Genomic DNA, 14,370 nt, shown 5'->3' on the forward strand with positions numbered 1-14,370 from the left:
GTTTTAATGCTCATAATACGGGTTCTGCTTCAGGTTGATATTGTTGCGCAGTTCCTTATAATAAATCGGCATGAAATAGCTCATCGGGTCAGACAGCTTACTTTCCCACAAATCCCTGTCGGCGGCGGGAGCGTTCTCCACCAATTTGTCAATAAGCATTTGCTTGCGCTCGAAGTTGTTGCGTTTGGCCACGCGAAGCAGGTCGAACCAACGCTTCCCTTCGAAAGCGAACTCCAAAGCCCTTTCGCTCAAAATCATATCTTCCGCGGTGGCTTTGTCGCCAGGTACAATTTTGCCCCCCAATCCAGCTCTCTCCCGAACCTTGTTGAGCAACTTCTGCGCTTTAAGCGAAGCGCCCTGCTGCACTAAAGCTTCCGCTTTCATAAGGAGAATGTCGGCATACCGGTACACGATCCAGTTCGTTGAGCTTCCTCCCAAATACATCTTAGTGATTTCCAATGTCTCCTCATCGAAACTCACTCCCATCCCGCGCTCTTCGTCATTGATATCCTCAAACGCCTCGAAGCCAGTGTCAGAAATCAAAACCTCAGGCTCTTTGATCAAGAAATCGAAAAAAGGATTAGGCTGGCTTTTCACCTCACTGTACTGGATCTCGAATACGCCTTCCAGCGAATTACCGCCTTCGTCGAATATGTCGTCGTAGAAAGCCTGCTCCGAGAAGTCTTTCGTTTCGTCCGGCGTCATCAACGCATGAGCGGAACGACTGATGATCTTGTCACACATCACCAAACATTCGTCATACTTCTCGGCCCAGAGGTACACATCGGCCAAAAGCGCCTGTATAGCCGACTGGGAACCCCGCCCCTTGTTAAGACTCAGAGAACCGAAATCCCTTTTGGCATATTGCTCGGCCCAAACCAAATCCTCGATGATCTGATTAAGGATGGTCTCTTCCGAACTTTTTCCCAAAAAGAAATCTACATCGTCATTTTCCGAAGGCTCCAGCACCAAAGGCACTTCATGGAAAGTGCGAACCAGATAGAAATAAACCAGCGAACGCACAAAATAAGCCTCGGCCATATATGCGTTCATGTCCTCTTCCAGAAAAGACGCGTCATATTCCCTAGTCGCCGGAGCGTTTTTAAGAACGGAATTAGCGAGGTTGATCACCGTATACATCCCTGTCCAGTTAGACAGGCCGTTATCATCGACTATTTGTAGTGCCAATATCCGCTTGACATCCCCGCCGGCGTTCTCGCCAACCTGCAGGAAATCACCTCTTAGCTCCCCCCACCAAAACATGGTTTTGACCTGTGAGCGCAAAGCGATGAAAGTCGAGTTTACAGCGGCTTCCACATCCGCCTCCGATTTCCAGAAAGTCTCCTTACTGATAGAGTTCTGCAATTCAAGCTGAAGCCAGTCCGAACATCCGAAAAACGAAAACGACAATGCCACAAAAAACAATATTTTTATCTTTTTCATAAGATTTTCTTCTTTCATGAAAAACTTAGAAGGTCACCGAAGCTCCAAGCACGACAGATCGGCTAGGTGGCGTATAGCCCTTGTCTTCGCCAAAGTAGAAAGCGCCAGACCCTAGACCCACTTCCGGATCTTGCCCGGTATAATCGGTTATGGTGAATGGCCTGTTTACCGTTGCATATATCTTGAAATCCGACATTCCCAACCTCTTCAACATAGCTTTGTCAAGCCTATATGACAGCGATATACTGTTGCAACGGAGGTAACTGCCCTCTTCCACAAAACGGTCCGAGCCTAACCAGTTATAACCCGTGTTATAAATTGTCCGTGGGATGTCCGTCTCATCGCCGGTTTTTCTCCATCGCCTCAATGTCGCTACGCTCTGGTTACTCCGGGTAGACATATTCTCGGTGTCAATTCTGCCACGGTTAACAATCATCTGACCGCTACGGTAGACAAATCTTGAACTCAGCGTCAGCTTGCGCTTATAGGACAGCCTAAAGCTGAAACCTCCCGTGAAATCCGGATTACTGGATCCCAGATATACCACATCCAGCTCATCTATCACCCCATCGTGGTTAATATCCTCGTAAATAGCGTCGCCTTCCTGGAAGGTGTAGTTTGTCGTGCCTCCCATACGCATCCTGAGATAGTCCTCCGAACCGGTGTAATCAGGAATTCTATTGCCGTCACGGTCACGGGCATAAGTCGATTCCTTGTCAGGAAATACTCCCAGATAACGGTACCCGTAAAAACCGCCAATCGGCCTTCCGATATCGACACGGCGCCCGTACTCTCCGTTTTTCAGCATGTTTCCTGCTTCCAACGCAATATTATCCGGCACTGCCTGCACCTTGTTGAGGTTTCTCGCAATGTTGAATTTGAGATCGAGAATCCAAGTCTTGTTCTTGATTGGTGTAACACCGAAATCAAACTCCACTCCGCTGTTGGTCATCTCGCCGGCGTTCATGTAGTATTTCTTGTACTCCTCATCAAACCCTGAAGACCCAGGGAGTTTAACTTGCCACAACAAATCCTTGGAAGATTTACCATACACCTCGAATGTCATCCGGAGACGATTCTGAAAAGCGCTAAAGTCAAATCCAGCGTTCCAGCTAGTCAGACGCTCCCACGAGAGATTCCGCAACTGTACGTTACTCGGGCGGATACCGCTACCGTCAACATATCTGTCGTCATCGCTTCCATATGTCAAATAACGGCTTCCACTACTTGGTGGAGTACCGTTGACACCGTAACTGGCCCGGAACTTGAACTCGTCGATCTGCTCGACATCACGCAAGAAACCTTCCTGAGCGATCCGCCAAGCGACCGCGCCAAAAGGGAAAGCCCCCCATTTTGTCTTCTCTCCGAAATTGGAACTGGCATCGAAACGGACACCGCCAGAAAGTATATAACGATCGTCAAATTTGTAATGAACGTTTAGCAGCCCGCCCAAGTCACGGCCTTCGCCGGTAGAAGATTTAACACTTGGAGCAGAACCGTCCGCACCCGGGTTCGTAATCTCGTCAGAAGGCAAATTGCCCGCAGCCGCGGAGAAATTGGTAGCTCTCTTCTCATATGTTTCCCAACGGAGGTTTACAGATAAGTCGTGCTTCTCTTCAGCAAACTCAGGAGTGTAAAACAAGTCCGTAAAAGTACCGACAGTGAACGTTCCCGAATTACTTGAAGTCGCCTTGTTCTTGCTATCCGAAGTCCAAGCCCCCTGATTAGTCGCCGCTTCCGAAAGCATGGCGTTTCTACGGTTGTTGTTCAGGTCAAAATTGATCGTACTCCTGATAAACAAATCATCCAAAACGTAATACTGCAAGGTGAACTTCGAACGCAAACGGTCATTAATAAGCTGGTTCGACGATTCGTTCGCCATCGCTACCGGATTATAGAATGGCGTATCCTTATCATTATACTTAAATGTCTGATACGGGTTTTCCCAGTCTCCGTTAAAGTATTCCCCCGTCAAGTTCCCTTCCGCATCATGTTCGTAGATAGCTTCGTTGGGCATCTTTTTGTAAGCGATACTCCTTATGTTGGAGTAGAAAGCATCATCACGATAAGCGCGAGCGTAACTTATATCGGTTATAAATTTTAATCGGTCCGATATAAAGTAGTCCAGGTTGATTTTTGTCGTTAATCGCTCATAACTGTTACTTGTGGTTGTTCCATCGTTTTGATGATAAGAAACAGAGGTCCGGTATCTCACCTTTTCCCCGCCTCCCCCTAAAGACACAAAGTGTTCTTTCATCACGCCCGTGCGGGTAATCTCGTCCAACCAGTCAGTGTCTTGATGATAATTGTAATAGTTCTCATCTCCCAACTGAGTCGTCAGTACGTCATGCAGACCCAAGTTAATGTTACCCCTGTCATTAAAATACATCTCCTGCTGTAGCGTCACGTACTCGTCTCCGTTAAGCATCGGAATAGGGTCGGGCTGATAACTAAAGCTGGTTTTATAAGAGTATTTCAAGGTAGGTTTGGCTTTGCGTCCCCTCTTGGTGATTACTTTCAAAACACCGTTAGCGGCCTTTGACCCGTACATGGCCGCTGACGCGGCGTCTTTAAGCACCTCGATACTCTCTATGTCCTCAGGCGCAAGAGACAGCATGGCCCCGTACTCCCTAGTGTCCGCCGAAGCGAAATCGAAATCTTCATCAATTTCCGTTTCGAAAGGAATTCCATCCACAACAATTAGCGGTTCACGGTTACCGAGAATTGTTGAGGTACCCCGTATACGGATCTGCATACCGGCGCCAGGGTCACCAGACGCCGCGATGATATCGACACCACTAATCTCACCCTGAAGCATCTCATCAGCCGAAGTGGCGCCAATAGGGTCGAGGTTAGCCAAATCCACTTTTTTGACCGCCATAGGCACATCACGCAACTTAATTCCTGTGGACGTTCTGCGTTCGGAACGTACCTCAACCACATTCAGCTGGGTAGCCTCTTCCTGCATCGTAATGTTTACGTCCTGCTGGCCATCCACCTTCCTAAACTCTTCCTTAAACCCTACGTAAGCAAACTTCAACCGGAAAGCGGGGTTGATCTTCAACATATAGAATCCGTTGAAGTCCGTTACGGTACCTGACACGAAACGGTTTTCAGCGTCGACTTCCAAAATGTTTACACCAATCAGCGGTTCACCATCCGCGGATTTCACATAGCCTTTCACCACTACCTTTTCCTGCGCCAAAGCACTGGATAAGGAAAATAAAAGGCATATTATCAAAAAGTAAAAAGTCCTCATAAACAGGGGTTTAATTTTCCAATAACAATACGCCATTAATCTGATGGATCGCGGCTTTATTCGCCATGATATCACTGTTGCCCTTCTGCTCAACCCTTACGTCACTCTCCATATCTCCCACGGCAACAATCCTAAGGTCCCGTTGCGAATTCTGGATCTCAAGACTTATGCGTTCACCCGCAATATCTTTCGCAAAGGTTCTGAACTTTCCGGCCTTCTGCCCATCGGAGAACACTTGCTCTTCTTCAAGGAAATAAAGGTTGAGGTAGTTCTTTAGCGTAGCCTCGCCATCATCCCCGTCAATGTTTCCTTCGGAATCCAGCCCCGGTATCTTACCAGCGATCACGGCGGCCTCAATGGCTTCATTTGTAGGAATGAATACCGTAAGCTCTTTTTCAGGGATAGTCATATTGGCTTTCTCAAGCAACCCTTTGAACCCTTGGAACACATCTCGAGCGTAAAGCTCATCATCAAGGTAGTCCTGAGCCTTGGCGCTTGGCCCATCCAAACGTCCTGCGATCAAATAGGTAACACCATTATTCCCCCCTTTTTCGGCTTCCATAATATCAATGGTTTCACCTACTTCCTGGTTACCGCCAGCGTACACCCTACCATTTTCCACGCAAATGTAAATGTCGCTATGAGCCTTAAGGAAGCGTCTTTCCGTGATATTGTCCAATGCCACATTATCAACCAAATGATCTGAGATCAGTCGAGAACCACCGCCCCATGGAAAAACATCGTCTCCGATTCTCAGGGTAAAAGATTCCAGAACTTCATCATAAAAGATTCCCTTATCGTTGAAGCCTTGATCCGATAACGCGAAGAAGGTCAGTTGAGAGTCTTTGTTTGACAATAACTGGTTTACCTCATTGGTGGTGACAAACATTCGCATCAGGTAGCTGAAATCCGGATCAAACAATACCCGTGACGCGACCGACTTGTAAATATTTGGCTCAATGACTTTATTGATTCCGTAAATCACCCCATTGTTGCACCACTTGATCAACTCAACATCTTGGTCCTTATTCAGGGAAAGTGGCTCATAAAGACCTGACAAACAATCGTCAAGCTCGCTTGGTCGAGTCCACGTGTTATAGATGGAGCACAAATGGTTGCCCACCAAATAGGCCAATACCTCTTTAGGTATTTCGTCAACCGAAGCATAACGCCCGTTCAGAAAATTTTCATCGAGATAAGCCTGCAACGCCTCGTTTGTGGGAATGTACGAAGCCAAAGCCTTAGGTTCGCCCAGCTTGAAATTGTCTTGGATATTATAATTAACAATATCATTGGCTACGCTTGTGACTGTCATGCCCTCTCCTCGGCCTCCTCTATACCGTTTCACAAAAACCGAGTCCCGATAGCCTAATTCGTTAATCGGCTGTTTGGAAGTCCCTTCGGATGAGAAAGAATAATATGCGAACCGGTCCAACAGGCTTCTGAACAAGCTAAACTTATCCGACATGTCCGCCATAGTCCTGTCAATATTTGGAAGGGGTTCGATTACCCTGTCCAATTCGTGGATCATCCCGTTACTGGCAAAAATATCCTTCTCTTTGACTTTGGCGTTAGCCATATGCTCGCCGTCATACGGACGGCCTTCTTCCGGAAAAAGATCCTGATAATCAGACAATTCCTTAAGGCCTACGAAAAATTGAGGCGCCATAACAGGAATAAACTTCTGAGCCTGCCAGACTTTGTAGGTTTTTCCATCATCAACAGAAACCTCCTCTACAAAAGGAGCCCGATAGAGTGTCGGCCGTTTAAATCCCCACAAGCCCGCTCCGTGAGGTCCCAAATCGTCCTCCTCGCTCCAATCCCTAAGGTGCATCTTCAGGAGTTTTTCCCATGTCATCGCATTATTCACCACATGGTTCAAAACAATACCCTTGAGCTCCTCTTCCGAAAGGTCATCCAAACTGGTGTAACCCTTGCGCTGGAAATAAAGGTCGAATGCTTCGTCATTTGGAGGGAACACGGTATAAGAGCCCGACACCAAAGTTTTTTCAAGCCCCAAACGTTCGATCGCGTCACTGTATAAGCTCAGATTAGCCCGGGCCCCGATTACGTCCACTACTGTTCCGAACTCGTCTTTCGGCACATCATAGTGCTCTTTCTCTTCATCACAAGCCGCAAAAAAGAAGCAACCTATGAGCAAAAGATAACATAGTCGTTTTCTTACCATACTTTAGTATTTATGTTAATCAGAAAAAATGAGTTCAAAAATTATTAATAGGGCTCAAGGCCCTATATGACTGTACAATTGAAAACCAAAAACGAATAGCGTGATCCCTTTTGAATTCGGAATAAATTTAATCTCAAAACCTACTGTTCAGCTCACAAAAATTGACCAAAAAAAAGGATTATTCTCTTCCGTTTACTCATCGTTTACCCTCATTAAATCTTGTTTATCTACATTACATTTAACGAGTTTAAACATTCACAAAAAACACATATAAGCAACTACAAAATAGAGGGTTACGAAGAAAAACTTCGTCTTTAAGAGCGGTTACTCTTTGTCAATCACGGCTATTGGATGTGCCAACTTGTAAAAATTGACAAGGAAAGGGAAGAGTATAAGCCTTTTACAATGCTGACGCAATTCCTTCTGAAATTTTTTAACTCATATTCTATGTCAAAACACTATCTTACCGGACTTTCCGCTTTGGCGCTGACAGCAGGAACGCTAAGCTCTTGCACAGAAAAAACGCAAACCGAACGACCGCCTAATATCGTATGGCTTATCGCCGAGGATTTGTCCCAGGATTTGGGGTGCTACGGCAATTCAAACGTACAAACACCTACCATCGACAGTCTGGCGCTAAACGGAAAGCGTTTTACGAATATGTACGCCACGGCCGCCGTCTGTTCGCCCAGCCGGACCGCACTGGCTACGGGTTTTTACCAAAACAGCATCGGGGCGTACCATATGCGCTATCCGGATTCGCTGAAGCCGGCATTGCCGGAAAAAGTCTTGCCTATTCACCGGTTATTGGCCGAGAATAATTACCAAACGGCCAATATCAAAAGCCGGCCCAGCACAGGCAAAACGGACTGGCTTTTCAAATTCGATCCAAAAACCTACGATTTCGAAAAATGGGACGATATTGATAAAGAAAAACCGTTTTTTGCCCGTGTGAATTTCTCTCTTACCCACAGAGGATTCAGCCGAGACAGCAAACGCCCTGTCGATCCGTCAAAAGTTAATATTCCTCCCTACTATCCTGACCATTCCGTAAGCCGGAGGGATTGGGCGAATTACCTTGAATCGGCACAAATACTTGATAATCAGGTAAGACAAGTCATCAAACAGCTTAATGATAAGGGGCTGATGGAGAACACTTTAGTCTTTTTCTTCTCGGACCACGGCCGACCGATGACCCGCGGAAAGTGTTTCCTTTACGACTCCGGACTCAAGGTTCCTTTTATCGCTTTCGCTTCCGACTCGAAGATTAAGCAACGGTATCTAAAAGGGAAAACCGATGACCGAATGTGGAGTATGCTGGATATAAACGCCACGACTTTGGCCCTTGCCGGAGTAAAAGGTTACGCTTCCCAAGGCAGAACATTTATTGGAGAAAACGCCGAAGGAAGGGATTTTGTCTATGCCGCCAGCGACAGGATCGGGGAGGTTTTCTTCAAATCCAGAACAGTTAGGACAAAGAAATTGCGCTATATCCGGAATCTCAGAAACGACCTTTCCGTCAACGAAGCTTCTACCGCCTATCGTAAAGCGAATCATCCTATATATCATTTAATCAAAGCTTTGGATGAAAAAGGGACACTGACTCCGGCCCAAAAACAATTGGTTACTCCGATACCTCCGGAAGAGCTTTACGATTTGGAATCCGATCCGTACGAAACCGTGAACTTAGCGAACGATCCGGCATGGAAAGGAAAACTCGCCGAAATGCGAAAGCTTTTGGATTCCACAACGGAAGAAATCGGGGATTTGGCCTTGGGTAAAGATCCTCAGGAAATCAAAGACGCTTTCAAACAATACGGAATCGGATCAGAAAAAAGGAACAGGGAAAGAATCAGAAAACTGGAAGCTAGCGTCAAGGCCAAGCTATAACAAAAAAAGCCACCACCCTTTTTCGGGTGGTGGCCAAATACACATTTCACAAAAAACGTTTTTTATATATAAAGATCTCTCTATTTCTCACTTATACTCAAAGTTCCTTTCGATATCCGCTACAAACGCCACCAGATCCAAATCGCAATTGCGATGTTTGGTCCGGAAATAATTCTTCCTGTAATCATCCGCCAAAAACTGAACGCCACTCTGATCATCGCTCTGAAGGTTCGCCCTAATGCCGTATTCCAAAGCTTTCGGATCAATCGGGTCAAAAACTTTCAAAGCCTCCGCAAATAAAAAAGCCTCTTCCGGGGTCAATGGCCCTTCATAGTTCCACAGTTTCTGACAAACGCGTTCCCTGATTTCCTGACGATACGACTTCAACCACTCCCCCTCCATCTTTCCGGCAAGTGCTCCTCTACTCAAGATTGACAAAACATCCATAACGGATTCGTCCATAACCAACGGACCACCGACGACTATCCGGGCGTAAACATCCTCAAGGTCGCAACGTACATTGGCTTTCAACCGCATTTCCCACTTCCCTGACTCAAAGACCAAAGTTCCTATATCCAGCTTATCCAATACCTTTCTCAACTTCGAAAAAAGCGTACTCCGGCTATTGTTAGCGCTAGTCATATTGGTATTGGGCCAAAGGGCTTTATTGATTTCTTTTGTCGTAAAACTATCGCCCCAAACATGCTTCACCAAAAGCCAGGTCATGATTTCCCGAAGTTTCGGAGTAAACTCTCCCGAATGTTTCACTCCCAAACTGTCTTCCACTACAAAGCCGCCTATAATACGTATACTCAGCCCGTATTCAGACTGCCCCTCATCGGTCACTATTTCACCCTGATCCACATTCTTTTCGGTTCGTTGGGCTAATTTTCTCTTCACAATTATGTAAATGGCCACCAGCACAACCAAAAGCAACACAACCGAGATTACTGTCATCATTGCGCCCAAACTAAAAATAGGCTGGGTGGAGCTTGCAAGCAGTTCCAATTCCATTGAAGAGAGAATCCGGCCCCAAACCACAAAGTCTGACAAATTGCCCAGGAAAGTTTCACCCCAAGCGTTTCGCCCCAAAGTATAGCTACAAATGGTCTCTGTACACAAGGCCAGACCCGGAATTTTCTTCAACAAATCACCGTCAAGAAATATGGCAATACTTCCGCCTCTAGGCGATGTAATCGCAAGGTCATGCGTGACACCGTCCGGAACTTTTTCTTTCAGAATGAATTCGCCTTCCGAATTTTTTCCTGACAAAATCAAACGTTCATTATCTAACAACAAATCAAACGCCCTGCCCGACAACAGGCACTGTCTTTTCGACCCTCCTTTTTTCCTGAATGAAAAATGGAAAGTCCTGCCCTCACCTTCCTGCTCCGGACCCTTCAGAAGTACAGAAACCGATGTCTGATCATCCTCCCGGCCATACCCAACAGACGCCTTTACGTCCCACAGATCAACAAAACGGTCTGACTTTAAATAATGGGCCACAACTCCGGCCGAAATATCCAGCCTATACATTCTAAATGTCGCCTCAACGTTTTCTTTTCCCTTACCAAAGGTGATTTCGGCAGGAAAAAAAAGATAACCGGGCTTATAGGGCCTAAAAGTGATTTCTTCGCCTTTGGGGTTTGGCAAAATGAACGAGCTTCCAAAATACCTGTCCGTACCCAGCTCCGAAATTCCCTCACAATCAAACCGTTTGGAAGCGTCAACCCTGCCTTTTACTCGATCGATCGAGTTTAAACTATCGCATAACGCACGCAACAGCGTAGCCGATTCCTCCTCGCCAATTACGAAACGAGGCGGATAACCGCATTTGTTCCACACGGCCAAAACAGAGTCCAATGTCCAGTCACCGCTCTCAAAATCAAGATAAGAAAGCTTAGACAATCTCCGTTTGTCCGAACCATACGGCGCCAAGCTGTCAAACGGCACGCCAACGGTCGCTTCAGGAGCCTCATTATCGGAAAGTATTACAGCCTCTGTTATACCATATAACGGTAACTCCACTTCTTGTCGCTCAGTTTCCTGTCCAAAAACGTTGAATGACAAAGAAAACGTGGCGCAAAAACACAACAGCGGTAACAGTCGCTTGTACAGTTTATACATCTGCATAAATTTTGCCTCCATCAAACCGGACCATGGAACACATCATACAGATCCGGAAAAACACATCACGCTGAAAAAATAATGGGCGATTAGTCACACCCTTATAAACAAAAGACTGACGAAAAGGAATTCCCCCTCTATCGGGATATAAAAAAAATTGAAATAAGTCTCTTTTTATCGATATTCACCTTTAATCCAAAATCAAAACATCTATCCAAAGCTTAATGTCCCCGGTTTTCTGTATAACTATATGACTTTATCGTATTGATGGGTCCAGCTTAAAATCGGAAATTCCGCCGTTGAAAAGCCCGGTTTAACAACCCATACAGGCAATCGGACGTAAGACGGATAGATTGGTGCGTAGGTGCCAAACGCCTTCAACGCATCCCCGAAAGACTCTAACTCGAAACTACATAAAATGAGCGATAGCAACACTCAGCCCGCCTTTCCCGATGTGATGGGCATAATAGGCAAGACGCCACTTGTGGAACTACGGCACCTTTCGCCAAAACCCGGCGTAAGGATTCTATTGAAATTGGAAGGAAACAATCCCGGAGGAAGCGTAAAAGACCGCGCGGCTTGGGGAATGATCAACGGGGCTTTGGAGCGTGGCGAACTGGAGCCGGGCACCAAACTGATAGAAGCCACCAGTGGCAATACGGGAATCGCACTTGCGATGATCGCTCGGCTAAAGGGAATCGATATTGAACTTGTAATGCCTGAAACCGCCACCCGAGAACGTGTCCAAACCATGCGGGCATACGGCGCCAAGGTAACGCTGACATCCAAAGAAGTGGGGATGGAAGGCGCCCGGGACTACGCCGAAAAAAAGGTAAGCGAAGGCGGATATCTAATGCTGAACCAATTCGCCAACCCCGATAACTACCGGGCCCATTACCAAAGCACTGGACCGGAAATCTGGGAAGCGACACAAGGCGGAGTCACTCATTTTGTGTCGGCTATGGGTACTACGGGTACCATTATGGGCGTGTCTCGCTACCTTAAAGAGCGGAACCCGAATGTTTGCATAGTCGGAGCGCAACCCGCCAAAGGGTCCAACATTCCTGGTATAAGAAGATGGCCTAAAGAATACCTTCCGAAGATATTCGACCCCGAGCGTGTGGACCGTACCATGGACGTAAGCGCAGACGAAGCGAGAGAGATGTCCAGATCGTTGGCCGAACACGAAGGAATCTTCGCCGGAATGAGCAGTGGCGGAGCCTTGGCAGTCGCCCGGCGGTTGGCCGAAGAGCTTGAAGAAGGCCTTATCGTCTGCATTGTCTGCGACCGTGGCGACAGGTATCTGTCTTCTGATCTATTTGGAAACTAATATTATACATTATGGTGTTGGGGAGGAAAAGAGGCCCTTCCCCAGCATCTATATTTTATTTGAAAAAACATTTGCGTTTTCGTCTTTTTTCCAGATGTAATTTTCCAATTCGAATTAAATCAATTATAAAACCACCATTGTTCCCCATTTTTTTGTACGGGGCATCCCCTTTTGAGTATGTTGCGATCATTAGCAACCAAACTCGACAATTTGAATAAAACCTTTACTCTTTATATCGTTCGAACTCTACTGTTAGTTGGCTGTATTCTGTCCTCCTGTAATATGGGACGCCAGAAAGCCATGTATCGGGAAACCGGATTCCAAGTGTTTGAAGGCTACGTTTCCAAACACAATTCCATCAATTTCATTTCCCCTTACGACGGCCAAATCCTTGGAGCCGGCCTACTGCCCGGCAAACAATTCAAGGAAGGGGACTTGCTGTGTCATATCGCCGACAAGGAAGTGCTTGGGGAATTGAGACGCCTTAAGCGTGGCATGATCCAGCGCCTTCCGCAAGTAATCTCTTCGCTGATGCTGGAAGAGCCCAAAAGCGCCGAAGCCTGGAGCGACTACCTCTCGAAACTGAAGATTAACGGCGACATGCCCCAGCCTCCGGCTCCACAGAACAAAGGAGAGGAAAAGACTCTGTTCAAACACCGAATCTACAGAGACTACTACGCCATTGACCAACTGCAACGCACGGTAAAGGACCACCCGATTTACGCGCCTTTCGACGGTATCGTAAAAAACATCGCCAGCGACAATACCGAGATATACTCAGGGCAACACCTGATGACATTGTGGAGAAGCCATAATACGTTTGAATTGGAGACCCAGCTCTCCGTAAGCTTCGGCCAGTCCGTAAACGAGGGCGATTCCGTAAACGTATCATTAGCCGCCAATCCCGACAAGGTTTGGTCCGGTTATGTATGCACCATCAAGGCTCCGGAAGATTTCAGAGTCGAACAGTACAAAGTTACCGTGGGCGTAAATATCTCCGACCCAAAAAGCGGTTTGCCCTCAGAGGGAGAAAAAGCCTCTGTAGTAATATTTCCGGCCGTCAGCACCAAGAGGCGCTGATCGGCCCAATCTTTGGGCAGGGCTTCCAAAAGCTCTCCCCATCGATGAAACGACTGAAAAAAAACGTAGAAAGCATCCGCTTGATTCTGGTCTTCTTCATGACCTTCCTGATTTTTTATCTGCTCAAGACATTATCAAGCATCGTACTTCCTTTGATTCTGGCTTTCTTTTTTTCCCTTCTTCTTTATCCTGTAATCAGTTTCTTGCACAAAAAAGGGATTCCCTCTGCTTTGGCCCTAGTTCTTTCCGGATTATTGGTATTGCTGATAGCGGGAAGCATCATCGAAACAATCAGGATATCGATACTGCAACTGTATGGCGAGAAAGCGGAACTTACACGTTTGGTCACGGTAAAAATGAACGAGTTGGGCCTCTCAATGAGCGATGTCCAGCAGAAGTTCACCGAATTTGCCGGCCCCATTCGTTGGTCACGCGTTTTGGCTACTGTAGGCGGAAGCCTTACCAGCTTAGCCGGATCGATGTTTATTATGCTGATCTACCTCTTTATTATCTTGGGAGGGATGGTAAAGTACAAAGAATATTTCCGGAGTCTAGAAGAAAAAGAAAACGGCGAATGGCTTCAGATTTTTGAGGAAATAAAACGTTCAATATCGATTTATATCCAAGTAAAATTCTTCACAAGCTTCGCCACCGGACTCTGTTTCGGCCTTACCGCGTATTTTTTCAATCTGGACTTTCCCTTGTTCTGGGGCTTTATGGCCTTTTGTCTCAATTTCATACCCTCGTTCGGTTCATTTGCTGTTACGATAGTCTTGATCCTGTTTGGCGGATTATATATTTCGTACGCCAATCTGTGGGTTTTCGCCTTGTTATTGGTCTTTATACAAGTGTTCTTCGGTAATATCGTCGAACCGAAATTTCTAGATTACCGGCTATCGATCAATATGCTTACGATCCTTTTCGGACTAATTTTCTGGGGATATATCCTGGGACCAATCGGTTTGCTATTAGCCGTTCCTTTGCTAGTATTGGTTAAATTGATCCTCAAACGCCAAAACGGAACAAAGATATTGGCGAAACTAATGGAATGAT

At 46.4% G+C, this 14,370-nt stretch carries 8 protein-coding genes; 4 read left to right on the top strand and 4 right to left on the bottom strand.

Annotated features, from left to right (window positions below; genetic code table 11):
* Positions 1–3: 3 nt before the first annotated feature.
* The 3 genes from AABK39_RS24080 to AABK39_RS24090 are packed head-to-tail and all read right to left on the bottom strand — an operon-like array spanning position 4 to position 6,890.
* The gene (locus AABK39_RS24080; protein WP_338395569.1) at positions 4–1,443 is read right to left on the bottom strand and encodes a RagB/SusD family nutrient uptake outer membrane protein; all 1,440 of its coding nucleotides are present in this window, start codon (positions 1,441–1,443) and stop codon (positions 4–6) included.
* Positions 1,444–1,468: 25 nt separating this feature from the next.
* Positions 1,469–4,702 carry a SusC/RagA family TonB-linked outer membrane protein gene (locus AABK39_RS24085; protein WP_338395570.1) on the bottom strand — a complete coding sequence of 1,078 codons (3,234 nt, stop codon included), beginning with the start codon at positions 4,700–4,702 and terminating at the stop codon, positions 1,469–1,471.
* A 10-nt stretch (positions 4,703–4,712) separates the two neighbouring features.
* Entirely contained in the window at positions 4,713–6,890 is a 2,178-nt protein-coding gene (locus AABK39_RS24090; protein ID WP_338395571.1) for a fasciclin domain-containing protein, read from the bottom strand.
* A 447-nt stretch (positions 6,891–7,337) separates the two neighbouring features.
* Here AABK39_RS24090 and AABK39_RS24095 point away from each other — a divergent pair, with 447 nt between their 5' ends.
* Positions 7,338–8,780 (top strand): sulfatase family protein, encoded by a 1,443-nt coding sequence (locus AABK39_RS24095; RefSeq protein WP_338395572.1) that lies wholly within the window; start codon positions 7,338–7,340, stop codon positions 8,778–8,780.
* An 87-nt stretch (positions 8,781–8,867) separates the two neighbouring features.
* Here the strand turns inward: AABK39_RS24095 and AABK39_RS24100 are convergent, their stop codons facing one another.
* The gene (locus AABK39_RS24100) at positions 8,868–10,907 is read right to left on the bottom strand and encodes a hypothetical protein (protein ID WP_338395573.1); all 2,040 of its coding nucleotides are present in this window, start codon (positions 10,905–10,907) and stop codon (positions 8,868–8,870) included.
* Between the two features lie 418 nt (positions 10,908–11,325).
* Between AABK39_RS24100 and cysM the strand changes: the two genes are divergently transcribed.
* From cysM to AABK39_RS24115, 3 genes are all read left to right on the top strand, one after another.
* Positions 11,326–12,237: a cysteine synthase CysM gene (gene cysM, locus AABK39_RS24105; RefSeq protein WP_338395574.1), complete on the top strand. Its 912-nt coding sequence runs from the start codon at positions 11,326–11,328 to the stop codon at positions 12,235–12,237.
* A gap of 282 nt (positions 12,238–12,519) precedes the next feature.
* Positions 12,520–13,317 carry an efflux RND transporter periplasmic adaptor subunit gene (locus AABK39_RS24110; RefSeq protein ID WP_338395575.1) on the top strand — a complete coding sequence of 266 codons (798 nt, stop codon included), beginning with the start codon at positions 12,520–12,522 and terminating at the stop codon, positions 13,315–13,317.
* Positions 13,318–13,361: 44 nt separating this feature from the next.
* Positions 13,362–14,369 (top strand): AI-2E family transporter, encoded by a 1,008-nt coding sequence (locus tag AABK39_RS24115; protein WP_338395576.1) that lies wholly within the window; start codon positions 13,362–13,364, stop codon positions 14,367–14,369.
* Position 14,370: the final 1 nt, after the last annotated feature.

Origin of the sequence: Fulvitalea axinellae (genome assembly GCF_036492835.1) — a bacterium.
Taxonomy (GTDB): Bacteria; Bacteroidota; Bacteroidia; order Cytophagales; family Cyclobacteriaceae; genus Fulvitalea; species Fulvitalea axinellae.